Annotated in this window: 25 protein-coding genes; all 25 read left to right on the forward strand. The window is 39.3% G+C overall.

Going from position 1 to position 21666, the window contains the following annotated elements; all coding sequences use genetic code 11:
- Positions 1 to 13: 13 nt before the first annotated feature.
- The 25 genes from H4K34_RS04425 to H4K34_RS04545 all read left to right on the forward strand — a co-directional run bounded on the left by H4K34_RS04425 (position 14) and on the right by H4K34_RS04545 (position 21652).
- Positions 14 to 1240, forward strand: coding sequence for a Glu/Leu/Phe/Val dehydrogenase (locus H4K34_RS04425; RefSeq protein WP_210759616.1), 1227 nt, complete (start codon positions 14 to 16; stop codon positions 1238 to 1240).
- Between the two features lie 6 nt (positions 1241 to 1246).
- Entirely contained in the window at positions 1247 to 2656 is a 1410-nt protein-coding gene (gene nhaD, locus H4K34_RS04430; protein WP_246452196.1) for a sodium:proton antiporter NhaD, read from the forward strand.
- Between the two features lie 153 nt (positions 2657 to 2809).
- A complete protein-coding gene (locus H4K34_RS04435) occupies positions 2810 to 3508 on the forward strand; it encodes a MotA/TolQ/ExbB proton channel family protein (RefSeq protein WP_210759617.1) in 699 nt (232 codons plus the stop codon).
- 1 nt (position 3509) lies between these two features.
- Positions 3510 to 3902 carry an ExbD/TolR family protein gene (locus H4K34_RS04440; protein ID WP_210759618.1) on the forward strand — a complete coding sequence of 131 codons (393 nt, stop codon included), beginning with the start codon at positions 3510 to 3512 and terminating at the stop codon, positions 3900 to 3902.
- Positions 3903 to 4724, forward strand: coding sequence for an energy transducer TonB (locus H4K34_RS04445; protein ID WP_210759619.1), 822 nt, complete (start codon positions 3903 to 3905; stop codon positions 4722 to 4724).
- Positions 4721 to 5959: a bifunctional folylpolyglutamate synthase/dihydrofolate synthase gene (locus H4K34_RS04450; RefSeq protein WP_246452198.1), complete on the forward strand. Its 1239-nt coding sequence runs from the start codon at positions 4721 to 4723 to the stop codon at positions 5957 to 5959. Before H4K34_RS04445 ends, H4K34_RS04450 begins: the two co-directional genes overlap by 4 nt.
- Positions 5960 to 6192: 233 nt before the next feature.
- Positions 6193 to 6591 (forward strand): HU family DNA-binding protein, encoded by a 399-nt coding sequence (locus H4K34_RS04455; protein ID WP_210759620.1) that lies wholly within the window; start codon positions 6193 to 6195, stop codon positions 6589 to 6591.
- Between the two features lie 975 nt (positions 6592 to 7566).
- Entirely contained in the window at positions 7567 to 8433 is an 867-nt protein-coding gene (locus tag H4K34_RS04460; protein WP_246452199.1) for a hypothetical protein, read from the forward strand.
- Positions 8426 to 9589, forward strand: coding sequence for an AAA family ATPase (locus tag H4K34_RS04465; protein ID WP_210759621.1), 1164 nt, complete (start codon positions 8426 to 8428; stop codon positions 9587 to 9589). Before H4K34_RS04460 ends, H4K34_RS04465 begins: the two co-directional genes overlap by 8 nt.
- Positions 9590 to 9739: 150 nt before the next feature.
- The gene (locus H4K34_RS04470) at positions 9740 to 10198 is read left to right on the forward strand and encodes a hypothetical protein (protein WP_210759622.1); all 459 of its coding nucleotides are present in this window, start codon (positions 9740 to 9742) and stop codon (positions 10196 to 10198) included.
- A gap of 69 nt (positions 10199 to 10267) precedes the next feature.
- Positions 10268 to 10690, forward strand: coding sequence for a hypothetical protein (locus H4K34_RS04475; protein ID WP_210759623.1), 423 nt, complete (start codon positions 10268 to 10270; stop codon positions 10688 to 10690).
- Between the two features lie 173 nt (positions 10691 to 10863).
- The gene (locus H4K34_RS04480) at positions 10864 to 11427 is read left to right on the forward strand and encodes a hypothetical protein (protein ID WP_210759624.1); all 564 of its coding nucleotides are present in this window, start codon (positions 10864 to 10866) and stop codon (positions 11425 to 11427) included.
- Between the two features lie 51 nt (positions 11428 to 11478).
- Positions 11479 to 12147 carry a hypothetical protein gene (locus tag H4K34_RS04485; RefSeq protein ID WP_210759625.1) on the forward strand — a complete coding sequence of 223 codons (669 nt, stop codon included), beginning with the start codon at positions 11479 to 11481 and terminating at the stop codon, positions 12145 to 12147.
- Between the two features lie 491 nt (positions 12148 to 12638).
- Complete coding sequence (locus H4K34_RS04490) at positions 12639 to 13565, forward strand: tetratricopeptide repeat protein (RefSeq protein WP_210759626.1); 927 nt, start codon at positions 12639 to 12641, stop codon at positions 13563 to 13565.
- A 78-nt stretch (positions 13566 to 13643) separates the two neighbouring features.
- A complete protein-coding gene (locus H4K34_RS04495) occupies positions 13644 to 14096 on the forward strand; it encodes a hypothetical protein (protein ID WP_210759627.1) in 453 nt (150 codons plus the stop codon).
- 470 nt (positions 14097 to 14566) lie between these two features.
- Positions 14567 to 15196, forward strand: coding sequence for a hypothetical protein (locus tag H4K34_RS04500; RefSeq protein WP_210759628.1), 630 nt, complete (start codon positions 14567 to 14569; stop codon positions 15194 to 15196).
- A gap of 224 nt (positions 15197 to 15420) precedes the next feature.
- Positions 15421 to 16008 carry a hypothetical protein gene (locus tag H4K34_RS04505; RefSeq protein ID WP_210759629.1) on the forward strand — a complete coding sequence of 196 codons (588 nt, stop codon included), beginning with the start codon at positions 15421 to 15423 and terminating at the stop codon, positions 16006 to 16008.
- A 169-nt stretch (positions 16009 to 16177) separates the two neighbouring features.
- A complete protein-coding gene (locus H4K34_RS04510; RefSeq protein ID WP_210759630.1) occupies positions 16178 to 16900 on the forward strand; it encodes an SMI1/KNR4 family protein in 723 nt (240 codons plus the stop codon).
- 148 nt (positions 16901 to 17048) lie between these two features.
- Positions 17049 to 17582: a hypothetical protein gene (locus tag H4K34_RS04515; RefSeq protein ID WP_210759631.1), complete on the forward strand. Its 534-nt coding sequence runs from the start codon at positions 17049 to 17051 to the stop codon at positions 17580 to 17582.
- Between the two features lie 205 nt (positions 17583 to 17787).
- Positions 17788 to 18399 carry a hypothetical protein gene (locus H4K34_RS04520; protein WP_210759632.1) on the forward strand — a complete coding sequence of 204 codons (612 nt, stop codon included), beginning with the start codon at positions 17788 to 17790 and terminating at the stop codon, positions 18397 to 18399.
- The gene (locus tag H4K34_RS04525) at positions 18380 to 18997 is read left to right on the forward strand and encodes a hypothetical protein (protein ID WP_210759633.1); all 618 of its coding nucleotides are present in this window, start codon (positions 18380 to 18382) and stop codon (positions 18995 to 18997) included. The genes H4K34_RS04520 and H4K34_RS04525 overlap by 20 nt, the downstream gene beginning before the upstream one ends.
- A 226-nt stretch (positions 18998 to 19223) precedes the next feature.
- On the forward strand, positions 19224 to 20015 hold the full coding sequence (locus H4K34_RS04530; RefSeq protein ID WP_210759634.1) for an RCC1 domain-containing protein: 792 nt from the start codon (positions 19224 to 19226) through the stop codon (positions 20013 to 20015).
- Positions 20016 to 20047: 32 nt separating this feature from the next.
- On the forward strand, positions 20048 to 20497 hold the full coding sequence (locus tag H4K34_RS04535; RefSeq protein ID WP_281384744.1) for an RCC1 domain-containing protein: 450 nt from the start codon (positions 20048 to 20050) through the stop codon (positions 20495 to 20497).
- 49 nt (positions 20498 to 20546) lie between these two features.
- Positions 20547 to 21017 carry a hypothetical protein gene (locus H4K34_RS04540; protein ID WP_210759636.1) on the forward strand — a complete coding sequence of 157 codons (471 nt, stop codon included), beginning with the start codon at positions 20547 to 20549 and terminating at the stop codon, positions 21015 to 21017.
- Positions 21018 to 21154: 137 nt separating this feature from the next.
- On the forward strand, positions 21155 to 21652 hold the full coding sequence (locus H4K34_RS04545) for a DKNYY domain-containing protein (protein ID WP_210759637.1): 498 nt from the start codon (positions 21155 to 21157) through the stop codon (positions 21650 to 21652).
- Positions 21653 to 21666 lie beyond the last annotated feature (14 nt).

The raw sequence follows: 21666 nt of genomic DNA on the forward strand, positions 1-21666 counted from the left end.
CAAAAAAGCGTCCATGAAAGACCTATTAAAGATATACGAAAACAAGCCGGCGGAAATCGTTTTCCACTGGCATGATAGTGAAACAACTGCCGAAGGATGGGTAGTTATCAATTCCTTACGTGGTGGAGCTGCCGGTGGTGGCACCCGGATGCGCGAAGGCCTCAATGAGCACGAAGTGCTGAGCCTTGCCAAAACCATGGAAATCAAATTTACCGTTGCCGGTCCTCCTATTGGTGGGGCTAAGAGCGGAATCAACTTTAATCCGAATGACCCACGCAAAGAAGGCGTTTTAAAACGTTGGTATGCCGCGGTTAAGCCTTTATTGAAGAACTACTATGGCACCGGTGGTGACCTGAATGTAGACGAGATTCACGAGGTTATTCCCATCACATCCAATATGGGTATCGAACACCCGCAAGAGGGAGTTTTGATGGGTCACTTTGCTCCGAATAGCGAGCAGAAACAACAAAAGATTGAACAGCTGCAAAAAGGCGTGCTCCTACCCGTACATAAAGCCGACTATACTCCTGGTGAGGCTGGTCAGTACACCGTTGCCGATTTAATTACGGGTTATGGTACTGCCGAGAGTGTGCGTCATTTCTACGATATCTACGGTGGCGACTTAGCCGGAAAGCGCGTAATTATTCAAGGTTGGGGAAATGTGGCTTCCGCCGCAGCTTTTTACCTGGCTCAAGAAGGCGCTAAAATTGTAGGTATTATTGATCGCGTAGGTGGTATTATTGAGCCGGCTGGCTTAAGCTACGATCGCATTAAAGAACTCTACAATGCGCGTAAAGGCAATTATTTGGTTGCCGATGATATGCTGAGCTTTGAGGAAGCCAATGAAAAGATTTGGAGCACTGGCGCCGAGATCTTTATTCCGGCTGCCGCTTCACGTTTGATCAGCAAAGACAATTTAGATCAAATGATCGCCAATGGTTTGGAAGTAATCTCTTCCGGAGCCAATGTGCCCTTTGCCGATACTGAAATTTTCTACGGTCCGATTGCCGAGTATGCCGATCAAAAGGTAAACTGCATTCCCGACTTTATCTCGAACTGCGGTATGGCCCGGGTATTTGGTTACCTGATGCAAGGTGCGGCCACCCTAACTGATGAAGCGATCTTTACGGACACCTCAAGCATTATCCGCGAAGCCCTGGTTGAAACCCACAAATTGAAGGCGGATAAATTGGAACTCACCAAAACTGCTTACGAAATCGCTCTGAAACAACTAATTTGATAAACCATGATTTACTCCTTAATGGTTGTGGTCTTTGTGCTGGGTTACCTAGCCATTGCCCTGGAACACAACATTAAAATCGATAAAGCGGCCTCGGCCTTAATGACCGGAACCATCTGTTGGGCTCTGTACGTTATTGGTGCCGAAGGAATCATAGATTTCCATTCTGTTCCGCATTGGATTTCGGATATGTTCGCTGAAGAAAAGAACATTACCGATCAGCATGAAATCGTGACCCACTATGTAACGGAATTCCAAATCCTGGAACACCTGGGGGAAATCGCTTCGATTTTATTCTTCCTGATGGGTGCCATGACCATTGTGGAGTTGGTGGATGCACATGAAGGTTTTTCGGTAATTACCGATCGTATTAAAACCACCAGTCGCCGCAGCCTCCTTTGGATCATCTGTATATTAACCTTCTTCTTCTCTGCTGCTTTGGATAACCTTACTACCTCGATTGTAATGGTATCCTTGCTACGGAAGTTGATTGACGACAAGAAGGACCGTTGGCTATTTGCCGGTATGGTAGTGATTGCCGCTAATGCCGGTGGGGCCTGGTCTCCAATTGGTGATGTAACGACCACCATGCTGTGGATTGGCGGTCAGATTAGCGCCGGGGCTGTAATCATTAAATTAATTCTTCCCAGTTTAATTGCCCTGATTGTTCCTTTAATCGTACTAACGCCTCGCATGAAAGGCAATGTAACGCGCCCTCGCAAAGCCGAAGGCAAGGAGCATTTTGTAAACCCTACTACCGAACGCGAGCGCAATATTGTATTTGGCGTAGGTGTAGGTGGTTTGCTTTTCGTTCCCCTGTTTAAGACCTATACTCACCTCCCTCCTTTTATGGGAATGATGTTGAGTTTAAGTGTGCTGTGGATGATCACTGAAATTATGCACCGTTCTAAAAACCGTGAGACCAAATCCAAGCTATCAGTGATTGGAGTTTTACGTAAGATTGATACCGCCAGTGTATTATTCTTCCTGGGAATTTTATTGGCAGTAGCCAGCTTACAATCCGCCGGACAATTAGGCGCCTTAGCTAATACCCTCGATAATAATATTGGCACCGGCACCGAAACGGGAGTGTATTCCGTGGGGGTTATTATTGGTCTCTTATCTGCCATTGTAGATAATGTGCCTTTGGTAGCCGCTTCTATGGGTATGTATGATATTGATCCAACTATGGGCGGTTTATTCGCTTCGGATGGATTGTTCTGGGAATTCCTGGCTTATTGCGCTGGTACCGGAGGTTCGGCCTTGATCATTGGTTCTGCTGCTGGTGTAGCGGTAATGGGCTTGGAGAGTATCTCATTTGGTTGGTACCTGAAAAAGATTTCCATTTTGGCGATCATTGGCTATTTCGCAGGTGCCGCCACTTACATTATTCAAGAATCGATCTTCCACCTTTAGGGAAGATTTGAGACTAATACCAATCCTACTGAAGGCTAAAATCCCTCAGCAGGATTTTTTTTGCTCTTAACCTCCCCTTGTTAATTTCTATTTGGATAAGCATACGAGGCGCTGGCAAGCTCCCGTTATATTTACGATCTATAAGAATATTCCATGAAATTAAGCTTTCTGCAAATGAGCATGGCCGAAGGAGACAGCCTGGCCACCGAACCCGTAGAGAAAACTTTAAGCATTTGGGAGCTGGTAAGCAGCGGTGGTCCTGGCGGAATCGCCATTATGTCGGTGCTGTTTATCCTCTCCGTAATTGCGGTTTACATATTTGTTGAGCGCTGGGGCGCGATTAAGCGAGCCAACCAAATGGAGGGCAACTTCATGGAAGGTATTCGCAGCAATGTATTGGCCGGTAATTTAGATGCCGCCCGTAACCTTTGCTCCAGCGAAGACACCCCTGCGGCCCGCATGATTTCCAAAGGAATTTCGCGCATTGGCAAACCCCTAAAGGATATTAATGCCGCCATCGAAAACACTGGTAAACTCGAAGTATCTTCCTTAGAAACCAATCTCCCTACCCTGGCTACCATTTCGGGAGCCGCCCCAATGATTGGATTCTTGGGTACGGTAATCGGGATGATTTTAGCCTTCCACGAAATGGCTGCAGCCGGTGGACAGATTAATATTGAGATGTTGGCCGAAGGAATTTACACCGCCATGAGTACTACCGTAGCCGGTTTGGCCGTTGGTATTTTAGCTTACCTGGGTTATAACATTCTGGTAAGCCGTGTAAATAAGACCATTTACAATATGGAATTACGGGCCACCGAATTCCTCGACCTATTGAACGAACCTGCCTAATATGGACTTACAACGCAGATCGAAAGTAAGCGCCGAATTCAACATGAGCAGTATGACGGATATCGTCTTCCTGCTCCTGATCTTCTTTATGCTGGCTTCAACCCTGGTTACCACCAGTGCCCTGGATTTGGTCTTACCTAAAAGCGAAGCCCAAACCGTGAAGCGTAAAGATGTATCGGTAAACATTGACCCCAATAAACAAATTTCGGTGGGTAGTGTAATTGTATCATTGTCAGAATTAGAGCGTGAAGTATTAAAGCAGGTAGCCGGAAAAGAAGAGGCGGTAGTAATACTACGTGCCGATAAAAGCGTACCTTATGAAATGGTGGTAAAGGTGATGGACATTGCCTATCGCAACCGCCTTAAAATGATTGCCGCAACCGATCCCAGCTAGATGGATATCGAGGAAGAAAAAAATAATCGCCGTAGGGCCTTAATCAGCACCCTGGTTATCCATGGAGCGCTGTTTATCCTGTTCCTCTTTGTGGGGCTCACCTATTATGATCCCAAGCCGGAGGATGGCATCCTTATTAATTTCGGGAATAGTGAAACCGGTCAGGGTGAAGTGTATGAAGCCCCCAGCAGTGGCTCTCCTCAAAACCAAGCCAGCACCCCGGTCGAAACTCAGCAAGTAATGACCCAGGATGTGGAAGATGCCCCCAGCATCGACCAAAGCAGCAATACCAGCACTCCGGTGGAGCCTGATCCTGAACCTCAGGAAACCACCAATAATCCTAACGAAACCGATAATCAGCAGGTTCCGGATGAACCGGATCTCAAACCTTCGGAAAGCTTACAGAACCTAATAAATAATGCCTCCAATTCCCAAAGTGGCGGTCAAGGTATTACCGAAGGCAGTGGCGATCAAGGTCGGGAAGATGGTGATCCCAATTCGAATAATTATACCGGAAACGGCGGTGGCGGAAATGGCGATGGCAATTACCTTTTGGGCAATCGTAAAGCCCTGGCCAAACCCAAACCCGAACCCTGCGAAGCTTCGGGACGGGTAGTCGTAAAAATCTATGTAGATCCTAAGGGTAATGTGGTGCGTGCGGTAGCCGGTGAGAAAGTTCCCGGTGGAGCAGCCACCACTACCACCAGCTCTTGTTTATTTGAGCGTGCCCGTAAAGCAGCTATGCAAACCACCTTTGAAGCCGATCGCGATGCACCGGTACAGCAAAGTGGTTATATCATTTACAATTTCACCAAGAATTGAGTTCCTATAGCGAAACACTGGACTGGCTCTTTCAGCAATTGCCCATGTACCAGCGCATTGGTCAGGCGGCCTATAAAGCCGACCTAAGCAATACCCTAACCTTAATGGAGATATTGGAGCAACCGCAGCAAAGCTTTAAAAGTGTGCATGTGGCCGGCACCAATGGTAAGGGCTCCAGTTCGCATATGCTGGCGGCCATCTTTCAAGAGGCAGGCTATAAAACCGGCTTGTACACCTCCCCCCATTTAGTTGATTTCCGGGAGCGCATCCGCATTAATGGCCAAATGATTTCGGAAGCTGCCGTAGTTGATTTTGTGGAGCAATACCGTGATCAGTTCAGTTCATTGGGTCTCTCCTTTTTTGAGATGAGCGTGGGCCTGGCATTCGATTATTTCCGTAAGGAAGAAGTGGATATAGCCATTGTAGAAGTTGGCATGGGCGGCCGCTTTGATAGCACCAATGTACTGCTACCCGAATTGAGTTTAATTACCCATATCGGCTTAGATCACACCCAATTTTTAGGCGATACCTTAGGCGCTATTGCGGGCGAAAAAGCAGGCATCATCAAGCCCGGTGTTCCGGTTGTGATAAGTGAAAGGCAGCCCGAATGCGATCCGGTATTTAAGAAGAAGGCCGCTGAAATGGAAGCGCCTTTGTTCTTTGCCATAGATCAGGTCCGACCTTCCCGCTTGTATATGGAGCTCGACCTGAAAGGTGCCTATCAGGAAAACAATTTACGCGGAGTTTTAGCGGCGGTAGATCAATTGCAAGCCAAGGGATGGAATATCCAGGCTTCGGTAGAAAGTGCCTTGAGCCAGGTTTGCGCCCTTACGGGATTACGTGGCCGTTGGGAGATCTTGAGTCGCAAGCCCCTTACCATTTGCGATACCGGACATAATTTCACCGGCATCCAAGCCTTGATGGAGCAAATCAAAGGCCTTAGCTATCGCCAATTGCATATCGTTTGGGGCATGGTTGGCGATAAGCAGATTAAAGACATTTTGCGGATCTTACCCCAAAGCGCTTTTTATTATTTCACCAAGGCGGAAATCCCCCGTGCCCTTGATGCGGAAACTCTTAAACGCGAAGCCCTCAAATTTGGCTTGGCGGGTAAGGCTTATGCCGATGTGCCCAGCGCGGTAAAGGCCGCTCAGGCGCATACCTTAAGCGATGATCTCATCTTTATTGGGGGCAGCACCTTTGTGGTGGCGGATTATTTGACCCATTTAGCATAGAGTAGAGGATCGCCGGCTTAGTCTTTTTTTTTATTCCTCTACAGAATTTCGACAGTTAATCCCAGAACTAGCTAAAAGGCGGAAGTCCCTTAATTCAAAACTCCTGAGCCCCAACCAAGGGCCAGCCCTTATTCTTTAAGCGAATATGCAGCGAGAAGCCACTCAATCAGCGGCTTTAGAGCACACAATAGAGCCACTCGAAGCAAGGTTATTAAAAGATAAAAACCTTGATTATGAGTGTAGAATATCATGTAGTGCCCAAGCGTTCGCCGCGGGCTATAGAGGCGCCAGCTAAATGGTATCCGATTTTAAAGCGCACCGACACCCTTAGCACCGATGAACTCAGCCGAAATATAAGTGCTCGCTGCAGCTTGCACCAAGCCGATGTACAGGCCGCATTAATTGCCCTGAGCCATGAGATTCGCCGGGCTAGCGCAGAGGGCAAGGCCATTTGTCTTGATCATTTGGGTACCTTCTCCTTAGGTATAAATGGAGAAGGCTTAAGCGATGCCAGCAAAGTGCGGCCCTGGCATATTAAAAAGGTCTATTTGCGCTTTCATCCCGATAAACGCATTAAGTCCTGGTTAAAGGAGCTTCGTTTTAAACGTGCGGCCAAATCAAGGACAGGTTAAGGCAACAGTTCCCACCATTGCAGGATGCTCTCACTAAAAGCTCTGCAACTTTTATCCAAAAGCTCAAGAGCATTGTAAAAAACCTCAAGTACTTTTAGTAAAAGCACTTGAGGTTTTTCCATTAAGTTCCATTGGCTTGATTAAAAGCTTCCTATTGATCGAAGCCCTTCTACCGCTAATTGGATTAAACATCGTCGTCTGGCCTAGTAAAAGCCTCCTAAAGAATTAGCTTGACTACCCTAAAGTAATTTCCAAACGAAAGGTTATAATCTTTGGATTTACTCACACCTGTTTCAACAGAATTAAACTAGCCATCTTTTAGATTCTAACTCAGACTTACCCTATGTTAAAGAAATATCTGGCCCTAATAGCAATTGCCCCACCGAGACCTACAATTTGTAAGCACCAAGGCCTTGCTGGGTATTAAAAGCCCTTTTGATGAATTGGACCTCGACTAAATGTTTAATTTAGGGTTTTAAGCTTAATTTACATCTACAACCTACAGTAGGGATATATCTCGCTCGGTGTAGTATATACACAACATTACTAGAGATATAAACAAGTTAGCGCGCAGCGCCCACAGCACCGCAAACCTTGCGTGCTCATTTCACCGTTGTCTTGGTGGAAAACAAATCAGCGTCGTTAAAAGAATAAAATCTGGAAGCTGAGGGTTTGCGGAGAACCTTCTGGTTAAAAAATGGGCGGAGCCTAGTCCTTACCTTAAAGCAAGACTTTGAGCGCTCAATAATATCAGGACTTTAGGTGATTTCCTGGTTTTATAATAAAAATAGGTGTGGAAAGATTAAGCCGCTCGCTAACAACACCTATACCTTATAAGGCTACTTTCATTCCCGGTAGAAATTACGATATTTAACTGATCTATAAATCCAAAGGCATACCTAACGGCTTCACTAGTCCTTACAAGGTATAGGCCGAACGTTAGGGTGCAATGTCAACAAAACGAAAACGAAACGAATGATATTCAATATTTACTACATAAATTTTCCTAAAGTATATGAGATTAAAATGATGTTAGGGAATATCATTTTACTTAATAAAGAATTAGAAAAGAACAAAAACATAGAAGGAGGAGCTGAACTTGGGGCAAAAATTGACATTGGTAATAAATTCTTCAAATTATTTAATATAGAAGGAGACGGTAAAGGTAGAATTTCTGGAAGTTCAGCTCAAAAAGTACTTGAAACATTTGAGGTTAAAACCACAAAATCAGTTATTCTAAATGATGTTTTAGAAAATTCTAAACCTATTAAATCATTTGACAAAGTTGTTGAAGGTGAACTTATCAGAATTGATAATGTCTCTCTAACTTTAGAAAATGAACCTGAATTAAGAGTTGTAAAATTATTTACCAGTGATGCTTTTAAAGGCATGACCGTTCCAGGGGCCAAAGGTTTCGATATGAACAATCTTTTCAATTCAATGTTTAAAGATTATGCATATAAGTTAAAAGGTACAATTTCAGATTTAGAGCAAAATATCCTTATCAAAATACCGATGACATTTGAAAATGAATTTGAAAGCTCATATAGTGTAGATGATTTATTTATTGGAAAGGTATCATTAGTCGGTCTTTACAAAGGAAAAATCAAACTTGGAGAATTAAAAAACTCTTTAGAATTTTTTCAAGAAATAGGTAATATCCAAAATATGGTAAGTCCTCAAAGCGAAGATGACGAAATTCAGAACAGTCAATATGAGGATATAAAAAACACTAACACCTATAACCCATTTTTGAGTAGTTTACAAGATGATAAGGAATATCATTACATTGATATATTATCAATCATTCAAATTATAAATACACCGAAAAAGAATGATTAGTAAGGAGGAGCTTTATCTATATAATCTTTCAAAGTACAAGGAACTTAAGTCGTATTATTCAGAGCAAGAGAAGGAGATTTTAAGTATAACAGAATTCATTCAGAATGAATCGTTAATTACTGAATCAATAGGCTACGAATATGTAGTCGATATAACTGCTATGACTAACATTAATCAGTATAACACTGAAAGGTTAATTAACCTTTTTGATGACTCTTTCACTTTTATCGCAAACATAAAACATAAAAGCTTTTTTGAGGAAGAATTAAGATTTTGTTTTGACAAGTTTGTAGTTTTCGATGACTATATTGAGGATGAAGATGACTTAGAAGATAGAAAAAAACATTCTACCAAAAAGCATAAAAAAATAATTGACCTTGACCAAGACCAATTGCAACTGTTCCTTGAAAAAATTAACCAATCTCTTTACGGACATCAAAAGTTTAAAGATGACTTCAAAAAACAAGTAGAAAATTTTAGAGTATTTAATAAACTTGGAGAACATCTAATATTATCACTTTTCCTTATGGGAGATTCTGGTGTTGGCAAAACCGAAGTAGCGAGAGCAATCCACAAAGCACTTGGAGGCGAAAACAAAATGGCTAAAGTTAATTTTGGTAATTACAGTAGTGATAATTCGCTAAACTCATTAATCGGAAGTCCACGAGGTTATATAGGTAGTGAAGACGGAGAAATTTTTATAAGAGTTGCGGAATCTGATACAGGAATAATATTAATCGATGAATTCGAAAAATCGAACTCAACGCTTTTCAATTACTTTCTTGATGTATTAGAAAATGGCAAAATGATTAGTTCTTTAGCTCACGAAATCGACCTAAATGGTTTCATAATGATTTTCACTTCTAATGTATCTAAAGAAAATTTTAAAAAGGTCATCTCACCCGAATTAAGGTCAAGATTTGATTACAAAGGGTATTTCTCTATTCTTAAATCAGAGGATAAAAGTAAATATGTTGAATTTAGATTAAATAGTATTATTCGAAAATTCAATAAAAATGTAGCTAATATTTTGGATGACAACTTCAAATACGAAGTTTTCAAACAAATCAATGTGACTAAATTCAAGAATATGAGAGATTTGAATAAGAGTATTAAACAAATATTCGTTAGAGAACTGAAAACTAAATTAATATAAAACACTGCACACAACAATGGCTATAAGTAATTGCTTGTTCTCGCCTACTTCTGAAAATCCTCGCGGATTTTCAGTTTGGTGTGTACTTGCTAAGTTAAGTGCTAAACCACGCAACTACTCATAGCCGAGACCGTTAGCCACCATAGCAAAATGAAAAAGATAATCTCCATAATAATTCTGTTAATATCAGCTTTTGCAATAAAGGCTCAAACTGACACTGTTGAAATAATATTTAATGGATTTTATGATGTTGGTGAAGGAACAAATGGTAACAAATACTATTCAATTCTTTTTGACTCAGTATATTATGAAAATGAAAACCTACAGTTCATAAGGATTCTGTCATTAGGCAACAGGCTGGAGGTAGCAGAATCTCTTGTTCAGGGTAGAACTTACAAAGTAGCAATACAACGCAAACTACAATACAGTTGTGGTTGCTCGGACAACCTGATTAATATACGCTCAAACCGTGCAATGACAGACGAAGGGACTTTATTTGGCTCCAATTTTCTTGAAGAACAAAAAATAATTGCAAAGGAAAGTACTTGTGAATACAAGGCAATTGAAGATTACTACATACTTGAAATAAAAAATAAAAACGGTGGCTAACAAAACCTATACGCAATGCCCTTCGGGACACTGCGCATAGCCAAACCGTAAGCCATTTGAAAAAACCAGATGAAAAGAATTCTGACAATAACAATTCTTGGACTTTCAATAATAAGTTGCTCAGACAATAAGGGCGGGCTTGACGACAAAACTCAAACTTTGGAATTGACCTATATAGCCTGGGCTTGCGACTGTGCTAATTGGGCGACAAAAGAAGACCTTAACAAGTATGCTGACAATTTAGGAGACACATTAGCCAATCGAAGTATTTTCATTGAACCTGCTAACAAATCATTGGTATTGCCTGACACGCTCGGCTACAGTAATGACGTAATTAAATTCGAAGGACAATTCTACAATGAAAAAGGATTTCCGAAAAATTATCAATCTTTTGAAAACCCTGACAAAGCAAGAGTTTTTAGATACACAGGATACGAAGTAGTAAAAAGCAACTACAGGAAATATCAAGATTTTGGAACCAAAAGTGAATAAAAAAAACGGCTTACAACACAGCATATAGCTTATGGCGGGTAAACGGCTGCCAGCAAAGTTTTCATTCCGTAACCAAGTTTGGTTTCGGTGGACAGCAAAGTGCTTCGAAACCGCCACAAGCCATATGAAAACCGTTGCACCCAATTTGACGAGCGCCCTAAGAAAGACATAAAATGGAATTATTTAAAAGGATTATTGAAGTAGTTGACGCGAATCTGATTCATAGTCTGATTCCAATAATTCTGATATTAATGCTTATCGAACTGATTTTCCAAAACCGATTTGAAACGAAAAAAGTCCTGAATTTAATTCGTAGGACAATCATTATTTATACCATAGTAACATTTACTTTCTATCTGATTGGAATGGTTATGAATCCAGATGAACACGTCTTTATTAATCGAGCAACTGGATCTTATGCTTGGGCTTATTGGATAATGCTTTTGTCGGCTCTAATTTTACCTCTGACTTTATTCATTAAAAAATTAGCGTCAAGATTTTGGTATGTCCTATTGGTTGCGTTCGTTATAAAAAGCGGAATGTATTTTGAACGTTTTGTAATTATTACAACAAGCTTCCATAGAGGCTATCAAAAGGAAAATGGAAACGCTGGACTTTTCGAATCAATATCGTATGGAATTGGAATATTCTTTTTGCAAAGTATAGTAATTGTGATACTGACATTGGGAATATTTGAAAAAAAAAAACTAGGTACAACACTGTATAACAAATCATAGCCGCCTATCGGCAGGCTACGCTTATTATACTCAACGTTGGGCAACATTTGAATGAAATACATCTCCATCATACTGACATTAACCTTTTTCCTGACTGGTGAACCTGGTTTTGGACAAGAACTACATTTTGGATATCATCTGGTAAATGAAGACAGTACACTTTCTCGGAACAACATAAAATCCTTGACTGTAAAGAATTGTATTGGGAGTAGTTGCATGGAGGTCAATTACGAATTTAATTCTCTAGGACTTATTACTAAACTTGCTCCGGCAATCATCAATCCCTATTCGACATGGGAATATTACCCAGACGGTAGAATAAAAGCTAAATACAGCAAGAATCACTGTTGTGATTCAGACACGATTTTTTCCTCGACACATTATGAGTATGGGTTCAATGATAACCTTAAATATGTGATCTATCGATCTTACAAAAATGGAATGGTGATTAAGGAAGACACCTTAGACAAGGAAAAAGAAGTTGACCTGAAAAACTATCCAACCATTCGAAACGAAATAGGTCAAGTTATCGAACAGACCTTAACCGACTTATACTATCCATGTGGTATCGTATTCAAAGGAACTCATAGAATTAGATACCACTATTTGGACAATGGACTTATCGATTATGGAAAAATCTACAACGACCAAGGTGAATTGATTGTAGACTTGAAATATGAATATGAAAAAGAAATAAAAACGTTGCCCAACAAAGGCTAAAGCTAATGCGGTTGACGGGTAAACAGTAAATTACAAATTCTAACTAAAATCCGTCTCGGTCGACTTTAATTTGGGTTCCAAACCGGCACTAGCTTTAGCCGAGCCGTTAGCGCGCAGCGCCGCAAACTTGGCGTGCTCACTATACCGTAGTCTTGGTGGATAACAAATCGGTGTCATTAAAAGAAAAAAATCTGAAAAGCAGAGAGTTTGCGGAGAACCTTCTGGTTAAAAAGTGGGCGGAGCCCACGCCTTACCTTAAAGCAAAACTCTGAGTGCTCAAGAATATCAGGACTTTGTGTGTTTCCTGGTTTTATAAATAATAATTCCAAGAAAGATTAAGCCGCTCGCTAACAACACCTATACCCTATAAGGCTTCTATCTTACCCGGTAGAAATAACGATATTTAACAGATTACAAATCCAACGACATACCTACCGGCTTCGCAAGTCCTTACAAGGTATAGGCCGAACGTTAGCTGCTATTAGAAAGAAATGGACGAAGGACTATTCAAACGACTAAACCTAAGAGACTTTTTGAAGGACTCTCCATTCCTTAATCCACTTAAGGAGCATTACCCTGATTACCTGAGACAACTACTTGAAAGAACCTTAGACTATTGGAACCAGAGAGAGTTAGAAAAAGCCAAAGAGCACATAGCGACATTTAATTCAAACTTTGACGGCTTTCAAATAGGCAAGTTGATTGAGTTGGCTATTGACTTTAAAGAAATTGATGCTGAAAAGACAATTGTTTATTTAGATAGTATTCCTGAAACCCAAAGAGAAGAAACTTCGACTGCATTCGCGTTTCATTTCGTTAAGGCGGTTTTGTATTTCAGTTTATGGGATATTGACAAAGCCCGAGATGAGTGCGATAAGGCAATATCCTTTGACAACAAATTAGGAGTAACATACTACTTAAGGGGAACTTGTTATGCATTACGAGAATTGCACTCCAGAGCGATTCCAGATTATAAGAAAGCCTTAAAAGACGACTACAAAAAGAATGAGATTACCGCAAACCTTGCCTATAGTTATTTAAGAACTCAGAACCATAGGAAAGCACTACGACTACACAAACGAATAGTCGACAAATTTCCCGAAAACGATAAAGTGCAATACAATACAGGCCTTTGTTTCAAGAGATTTAAGAAGCACAAGAAAGCAGTCAAGTATTTTAATAAAGCAATTCAATTGAATCCAGAAAATGCAGGATATAAGCTAACAAGGGGACGAGTCTTAATGAGACTAAAAAGACATAAGGAAGCTGAATCCGATTTACAGTTTGCATTTGACTCAAGCAATCAGATTTCAGGAGCATTACTAAGAATTAATTCTGAAGTCCTTGAAAACAAGATTTCTTCAAGACAAGCGAATAAGAAAGTATTAGATTTAATAAGAAATAAAAACAGCAGCTAACAAAACCTATAAGCAATAGCGCCCTGCGGGACACTACTGCTCATAGCCAAACCGTTGTAGAGCATTTAAAGAAACGAGATGATAATACTAAATGTATCCTTTGGCATTTACGCCTTCCTTCCACAAGGATGGTTATTTATGATTACGATAATTCTAATTGAATGCCTTGGACTAAGCTACCTTTTGACTAAAAAATGGTACGATGGAAAAGCATTCAAGACTGCAATTTTCTCTAATCTGATTAGCGGAATATTCGGTATTGTAACTTCGATGATTCTAAATGGTGGATGGTGGTTAGTGGTTTGGTTTCCTTGGGTAAGTGACAATGAAGTAAGTGGAACGAAAGGATTCAAATGGTTAGCAATTTTTTATGCAATTGCTTTTGTATTAACCTTACTCATTGAAGGATTAGTGAATTACTTAATGTTGAAAAAAGATTATAAGAAGCCCCAAATTCTTCTGACAACATTAATTGTAAATATCATTAGCTATGTAATTGGATCGTTAGCTATGTATTCATACAGCTTTTAGAAAAATGAAAAAACGCTCTACAACAAAACCTATACGCAATGCCCTTCGGGACACTGCGCATAGCCAAACCGTTAGCGCGCAGCGCCCACAGCACCGCAAACCTTGCGTGCTCATTTCACCGTTGTCTTGGTGGAAAACAAATCAGCGTCGTTAAAAGAATAAAATCTGGAAGCTGAGGGTTTGCGGAGAACCTTCTGGTTAAAAAATGGGCGGAGCCTAGTCCTTACCTTAAAGCAAGACTTTGAGCGCTCAATAATATCAGGACTTTAGGTGATTTCCTGGTTTTATAATAAAAATAGGTGTGGAAAGATTAAGCCGCTCGCTAACAACACCTATACCTTATAAGGCTACTTTCATTCCCGGTAGAAATTACGATATTTAACTGATCTATAAATCCAAAGGCATACCTAACGGCTTCGCTAGTCCTTACAAGGTATAGGCCGAACGTTAGCACACATAAAAGAACAAGAATGGCAACATGGACAAGATTTTATATTAACTCTTCAAATTCTGAAAAAACAACTAATATTTTAAAAGAACTTTCAGGAATCACAGAGTCATCTAATGGAAATATACCTGCAGATTTTCATGATTCGTTTTTAATGGATGAAAAAGCCAACCCTAATTATATCCTATTCTCTGAAATACAGAAAAACTGGATTACAGTGCTTTATAATTCTGACAGTAAAATTGAAAGTTGGGCTCAACGAATTTCAGAAGAACTCAATTGCATTGTCATTGTCACAATCGGACAGAATACAGTAGATTATTACTACTTTTCTCAATTTCTAAATGGTGAAAAGAAAAGAGAAATTGAAGTTTGCTATGGAGACGATATTGAACCAATAAATTTTGGAGCTCCCTATGATTTTGAAGAAGAAGAGCCTGGTGAAAAGCAAGAATATGACGATGAGATATCATATCTATTTGACTTTGATAGTCTAGAAAGATATTCTCAAAATTTTGGACTTGAAATTCAGTCTGATTGGGATAATATCACTTGGACAATTCTTAAAGGGGTTCAAAGTCAAAAGACTACAAAAGATTTTATCGACCAACATCTGAGAGGCATTAAGAAACCTTGGTGGAAGTTCTGGTAAAATAAAAAACGTGTGCTAACAAGATGTATAGCCAATAGGGCAATTTGGAATAAATTGAAAGTCCTGTTCTTTTAGCAGGCAACGCCAAAACAAAGTTTTGACGTTTAACAAAAAGAAAATTAAAAGTAAAAACGTTTGTTTTGGCTTAGCGGTAAACCGAAAGTAAAACGCTTCCAATCTGCCCTACTGTCCATACACAGACCGTTACCACCAATTAAAAAAGAATGAAGTTCAAATTTCAAATTATCATTTCCATATTCTGTTTTCTTGTACTCACTTCTTGTAAACAGAATGTTACTGTTGAAGATGATAAAGGAAATTCACTTGAATTCGAAATCACCAACATTGAACTTACTTCAAGCGAAAAAGAAGCTCGGAAAGACAGTCTTATCATTCGTAACATCAATAAATTCTTAAAGGAGAATAACTCAGCAGTCGTACAGAACTACTTCTTTCTGTGTGACACTTTAAACATTCAACCTTTTAGAGATTATAATCCACAACACAAAAATTCGAACATTAACATTCATCTTGGCAAAAAGGAAGTATCTATCCGACCATTACCTGGATCTTATAGAATTGAAGACGGGCCATTTGGACAATATAAAATTACAGATGACAGCCTCGGAACATTTCATAGCTATGTCATTGAAATTAGATTAACCGATGATTTCGAAGTTCAAGACTATCATTCTACTTTACGGTTTTCCAAAAATGTAGGCGGAATTAACAGATTAAGTTTCAAGCGAGATATTGAATCAGATGAACAATACTTAATCGAAGAGAAAAAAGAAAAAAATAACTGGTGGTAACAAAGCATATAGCTTATGGCGGGTGAACAGCTGCCAGCAAGCCTGCCTGCCGACAAGCAGGGTTTTCGCTCCATAGCCAGCTCAGGTTTCGGTGGACAGGAAAATTCTTCGAAACAGCCACAAGCCATATTCAAACCGTTAGGCACAAGCTAAAACAACAGGAACAGAAATGACACCAAAACAACAATTAGAATCAATCCTCTCAAATGAATACGAATCGGAAGACGGAGAGTTGTATAGGGTTGAATTGTTGGACGGTATGACGGACAGCGAAATAGAAAACCTAAAAAATCAACTTCCTAATAATTTTTTACCGAACGAAATCGAAAAATTACTGAGATTCAGTAAAGGTTTTGAATTCTATGGACTTGAAGAAGTCCGTTTTGATGCATTTGGTCATTTCGGATTTGAAGAAATGTTCCCAAACTCAATCCAACTCGCAGGAGATGGATTTGGAAATTTTTGGATTTTGGATATTGACTCAAAAGGAAACTGGAATTCAGTTTACTATGTCTGTCACGATCCTGCTGTATTAGTGAAACACTCTGAAAATTTATCGGAATTCATAAAACACGTTGACGAATTCGGACAAAAAGGAAATCAATCCAACTTAGACATTATTCACGAAAAGACCGTAATGGACATTTGGAGCGAAAAAGTCGGGATAATGAAAAAAAATGAAAAGGACTATGACTCTGAAAACGAACAAGTTGAATTGCCTGAATTGTTTTTAGTAGCAGACTTGACTGATAAACCAATAAAAACAGGGTTTCCTTGGGGAAAATCAGGTCCGAACACAAAAATTACAAGACCGACTGACGAACCGGTTTGGATTGTTGAGAAACGAGTGAAACAAGGTTTTCTATCAAGACTTTTTGGTGGAAAGAAATAAAATGCCAGTGCCTAACAAAAACTATAAGCAAGCGGGGCGACAGTGAAAAACGAAACGATAAACTATTAACTAACTTTAGGCTCGGTTGACAGGAAAGTGCTTCTAAAGCCCGCCTGCTCATAGTCAAACCGTTGTGTGGCATTAAAAAATGAAGAACTTAAAATACATATTGACATTTTTACTGACGGCTTTAATTTTTTCAGCGTGTAATCAATCGACTGACAAAAAATCTGAAAAAGCTGCAGAAAATGAAGAAGTAGTTAAGTCCAAAAACGTTACTGAAACTATTTCAACAGACATTAACAAACTTGAAAAATTACTTGACCTTTCGGCTTATAGACCTACTTCTGTAAAATTCAAGTATATCTATATTAACAATTCAGGTCAAAACGAGCGAATTTCAGTTCCCGGACCATCTGACTACACACTAGAAGCCCTTTTGTACTTTGATACAGTCACAATGGAGAAATTCTATGAGTTTGACAGAAATGCTGAATATGACGCTCCAAATTTCAAGAAAGAGCAATTCAATTTTGATTGGCTTCCAAACGATATACAAGAAGAATTATTGAATAGTAATCTAAACTACCACGGACATCCTGACTTCTTTTTTGGAACAGGTAACAATGGTAAATCTTGGTATTTAGAGAACAAAATATTGATAAGAAAAGAGACGAATTAAAATAAAAACGCCACACAACAACGCATATAGCTTATGGCGGGTGAACAGCTGCCAGCAAGCTTACCTGCCGACAAGCAGGGTTTTCGCTCCATAGCCAGCTTAGGTTTCGGTGGACAGGAAAGTGCTTCAAAACCGCCACAAGCCATATCCAAACCGTTGGCAGCAATATAAAATGAAGACCGTTTTCAAAATAATATTAGTCGTATTGACATTCGCAGTTCTTGGAATACTGTACTTTGCTAGATACACGACTATTAAATCAGGTTCGGACGAAATCCTATTCTTTAATCCATTCACAATTGACGAAGTTGGTTTCAGAGACAATTATGAAACTGCAATTGCGTATATTAAAAAAGGCGACAACTCCACTGCTAGGAAATATTTTGAGAAAGCAATTAAATATCGTGGATCCCACAACGAGCGAGTAAGAGAGAATATTTACTCGGACGGAAATGGATTATGGGAATACAAACAAGATAAGCTTTTGAAATTCTCACATTGCTACGAAAACCTTGGAATGCTCGATAGTGCGATGACCTGCCTCGAACCAGCACTATACAATTTTGAACGATACCATTTTCCGACAGAAGACCAATTCTTCCGAATTGCGATAGAGAAATATGGAAAAGACGAAGTAATTAATGAACTAGTATTAGCTCTGGCTCATATCCAAGAAATTGACTGTTTCATGTGTATGGACTATTACATTGAGTTTAAAGGAATAAAAGTTGGACTTGACATTAACGACATAGAAGTTGACAAAAATGAACTCTTTGAAAAATTAAAGAAAAAATACTGTGACCAACAAAGCATATAGCTTATGGCGGGTTAACGGTTGCCAGCAAGCTTGCCGCCGACAAGCAGGGTTTTCGCGCTCCGTAGCCAGCTTTGGTTTATGTGGACAGGAAAGTGCTTCGAATCCGCCACAAGCCATATGCAAACCGTTAACAAAAATTAAAACAATGAAAGTATATAAATTCATCATTGCGTTTTTCATTGTTTCGTTTATCTCTTCTTGTGGCTCAAGTGACGATCCAAGAAATGACGAAAAAACTCAACTTATAGAAGAAATTGAAAATGATGGATTCAAATATATTGGCCCTGCTCAAACACAAAATGGAATTTGGGACACTTTAATGCTTGGGTATACGGATAGGAAAAATGGAGTTTATCACAATAAGTCTGAAAGGTTTGAAAAACTTAAGATTAAAGGGTATGAATTTGAAGAAGTGTCGGACGAATTATACAAAACAGTAATACTGATTTATAGTTTCGAATTCAATGATTCAGAAGAGGAAAAGAAATTTGAGAATTTTCAGAAATACATACTGAACTATCAAAGACATTTAAAAAATCAGGTAGAATTCTATCAACAAAACGGAAAATGGTATTTACGATTTGAACCAATGCCATGATGAAGATAAGAAAACCTTTTGCTAACACTGTATATAGCAAATAGGGCGTTCGGTGGTTTTAGAAAGTTCAGTACTATTTACAAACCCCGCCAAATCGTTGATTTGGCTTTTAAGAATGAATAAATTAAAAACAAAATACAACGCTTTGGCTCAGTGCAAACTCGAAAGTTCATCGCTTCTACTGCCCTACTTGCCATATACTAAACGTTAGCTTTAATTTAGAAAAATGAAGTACTTCCTGACAGTAACATTCTTAATCGCTTCTATCAGCGCAAAATCACAACAAGTTGATGGAGGAAATGGACATGCAATAATTTTAGATTCAAATGGAATTGTTTATACAATTGGTAGAAATAACTTTGGTCAAATTGGTGACAGTACTTTCATAAACACTAGTGTTCCAATAGAAGTAAGTCGACTTCCAAAAGCAATGAGAATATCACGTGGTTATGATCATTCTCTGGCAATAGATTCATCTGGATACATTTGGGCTTGGGGAAGAAACAACTATGGACAATTAGGAACGTCTATTCTGTATGACTACAATACACCTCAAAAACTTTCAGGCCATTCTGATTTTATTGCTGTAGAGGGTGGTCATTGGCATACTGTTTCTCTAAAACGAGACGGAACTGTTTGGACTTGGGGTCATAATTATTACGGTGAATTAGGAAACGGAACGAGAGAGCATAGCCAGTACCCGACTCAAGTTATTACAAATGACCAGAACGTTTTAACCGAAATTATTCAAATCGCAAGTGTTGGTTATCACACCCTAGCGCTAAATAGTAAAGGAGAAGTCTATTCCTGGGGAGGGAACACTTATGCTTCATTGGGACACACAAAAAATAAAATTCAGCCTTATGCTGAAAAAATTAAATCCCTTTCAAATATTACCTCAATTGCAACAGGTTGGCATCATTCGGTAGCCCTAAATGATAATGCGAAGTTTTCATATGGGGATCAGACCCATCTACTCAGAACCGAGAATCTACAGGCTCATTTTTTCAATCTATAAAAAAAGTAAATGGTTTACCACAGATTAAAGAAATTGCTTGTGGTAGCTGGCACACTTTGGCTATAGACTCGAATGGTGAGACTTGGGGATGGGGCAAAAACCATTTCGGCATGCTTGGAACAGGAGACACTTTGAGTACATCTACTCCTATCAAACTTAAATTACCTGTTGGCATCTGTGCAATTGGTGGAGGTTGTTTTCAGTCTTTAGCAGTTGATACCGCTGGAAACATTTGGACTATGGGGGATAACCCAAGCGGTCAACAAGGTCAAGGGAATTATGATAGATTGCATTACCCTAAAAAGGTATTATTTGAAGCCAAAGCAGGAGAACCGAATAATGGACTAGTTACTACTATTCAGTCGATAAATTACAAATTTTGGATATCCAGAATACTGAAATACCTCCTCTTCATAACAAGTATATTTCTGAACATTTACCTATATAAAAAACTAAAGCTAACAATGGCTAAAAAATCATAGCTGCCCTACGGGACAGCAACGCTTTTTAGCCGAGCCGTTGAGCAATTAAATGAAACAGAATATCATCATAACTCTATTAATTCTATTTCCAATTCTGTTATCAGGTCAGAACAATGAAGTTTCAGTCCTTGTAGAAAATGAGGTGGACACAGTTCTCACCTTTAAGAGAGAATTTAAAAGAAGTGGAAAACTAAAAAGGAGTAGGACTTTGATTGAAGTTAAAGTACTGAATAGCTATGGACTTCCAGTACTCAATCAAGTTTACCGAAAGAATAAAATTAGTTGGGAAAAACGTATCGAGTATTATGACGATAATTCTGTGAGAAGAACTATTGACATAAAGGGAAGTGACACAACTGTAACGAACTGGGGTAGAAAGGAGTTTAAATATATTATTACTGGAGGACTTCCTGACTATATCCCAAAAGTTGAATATTATCCCAACGGACTTATGAAAACTGAGACAAGTATTGGAAATAACGGGGAGTTTAGACTAGAATATGAGTATATAATGAAATGAAAAACTGCTCACAACAACACCAATACGCTATGCCCATCGGGACACTGCGCAAAGCCAAACCGTTGCGCGTCATTAAAATGAGAAACCTAATAACATATTTTGTTCTACTTACGTGTATTCTATCGTGCGCTGATAAAGTGAAGAAACTTGAACACGTAAAGTTGAACATCTACAGAAACACCATTGACAGCTCACTGGTATATGAAACTTTCGCTGTGGACATAGGAAAAGTGTACCATCCTGTCCCAAACAATTTGAATATTGAAACCGCAAATGACTATGGTGAATGGTTAATTGATGATAGAACAGTATTCGCCTGGTACAACACCAGTGATGGTAGGCTTCTAAATGAACTTGAGATTGCCGACAGGGCGACATTCCTTGTATTAGACAGTTCAATCTATGGCAAAGACAAAAACCATGTTTACGATACTCGGCACGGAATTATAGAAAAAGCAGATTTAGAAACTTTTGAAGCCGTTAAGATAGAAGTTGATGGTAGAGTTGCTTACGCCAAGGACAAAGACAATTATTTCTTTTGGGACGAAATCGTGACTGACACCTTGGGTTTTGCCAAAGAATATAGAAAGTTGAAAATAAAAAATGAACACCCAACAAAACCTAAACGGCATTAAAACGCAGTTTAGTC

The sequence above is a fragment of the Croceimicrobium hydrocarbonivorans genome, assembly GCF_014524565.1.
In the GTDB taxonomy this organism is placed as follows: domain Bacteria; phylum Bacteroidota; class Bacteroidia; order Flavobacteriales; family Schleiferiaceae; genus Croceimicrobium; species Croceimicrobium hydrocarbonivorans.

Excerpts from the sequence above, each read along its gene's own strand:
- H4K34_RS04500 (WP_210759628.1), top strand. The coding sequence starts at position 14,567 with ATGGCAACATGGACAAGATTTTATATTAACTCTTCAAATTCTGAAAAA.
- H4K34_RS04530 (WP_210759634.1), top strand. The coding sequence starts at position 19,224 with ATGAAGTACTTCCTGACAGTAACATTCTTAATCGCTTCTATCAGCGCA.
- H4K34_RS04460 (WP_246452199.1), top strand. The coding sequence starts at position 7,567 with ATGATATTCAATATTTACTACATAAATTTTCCTAAAGTATATGAGATT.
- H4K34_RS04485 (WP_210759625.1), top strand. The coding sequence starts at position 11,479 with ATGAAATACATCTCCATCATACTGACATTAACCTTTTTCCTGACTGGT.
- H4K34_RS04480 (WP_210759624.1), top strand. The coding sequence starts at position 10,864 with ATGGAATTATTTAAAAGGATTATTGAAGTAGTTGACGCGAATCTGATT.
- H4K34_RS04425 (WP_210759616.1), top strand. The coding sequence starts at position 14 with ATGAAAGACCTATTAAAGATATACGAAAACAAGCCGGCGGAAATCGTT.
- H4K34_RS04510 (WP_210759630.1), top strand. The coding sequence starts at position 16,178 with ATGACACCAAAACAACAATTAGAATCAATCCTCTCAAATGAATACGAA.
- nhaD (WP_246452196.1), top strand. The coding sequence starts at position 1,247 with ATGATTTACTCCTTAATGGTTGTGGTCTTTGTGCTGGGTTACCTAGCC.
- H4K34_RS04435 (WP_210759617.1), top strand. The coding sequence starts at position 2,810 with ATGAAATTAAGCTTTCTGCAAATGAGCATGGCCGAAGGAGACAGCCTG.
- H4K34_RS04465 (WP_210759621.1), top strand. The coding sequence starts at position 8,426 with ATGATTAGTAAGGAGGAGCTTTATCTATATAATCTTTCAAAGTACAAG.
- H4K34_RS04540 (WP_210759636.1), top strand. The coding sequence starts at position 20,547 with ATGAAACAGAATATCATCATAACTCTATTAATTCTATTTCCAATTCTG.
- H4K34_RS04495 (WP_210759627.1), top strand. The coding sequence starts at position 13,644 with ATGATAATACTAAATGTATCCTTTGGCATTTACGCCTTCCTTCCACAA.
- H4K34_RS04440 (WP_210759618.1), top strand. The coding sequence starts at position 3,510 with ATGGACTTACAACGCAGATCGAAAGTAAGCGCCGAATTCAACATGAGC.
- H4K34_RS04455 (WP_210759620.1), top strand. The coding sequence starts at position 6,193 with ATGAGTGTAGAATATCATGTAGTGCCCAAGCGTTCGCCGCGGGCTATA.
- H4K34_RS04470 (WP_210759622.1), top strand. The coding sequence starts at position 9,740 with ATGAAAAAGATAATCTCCATAATAATTCTGTTAATATCAGCTTTTGCA.
- H4K34_RS04475 (WP_210759623.1), top strand. The coding sequence starts at position 10,268 with ATGAAAAGAATTCTGACAATAACAATTCTTGGACTTTCAATAATAAGT.
- H4K34_RS04445 (WP_210759619.1), top strand. The coding sequence starts at position 3,903 with ATGGATATCGAGGAAGAAAAAAATAATCGCCGTAGGGCCTTAATCAGC.
- H4K34_RS04505 (WP_210759629.1), top strand. The coding sequence starts at position 15,421 with ATGAAGTTCAAATTTCAAATTATCATTTCCATATTCTGTTTTCTTGTA.
- H4K34_RS04490 (WP_210759626.1), top strand. The coding sequence starts at position 12,639 with ATGGACGAAGGACTATTCAAACGACTAAACCTAAGAGACTTTTTGAAG.
- H4K34_RS04515 (WP_210759631.1), top strand. The coding sequence starts at position 17,049 with ATGAAGAACTTAAAATACATATTGACATTTTTACTGACGGCTTTAATT.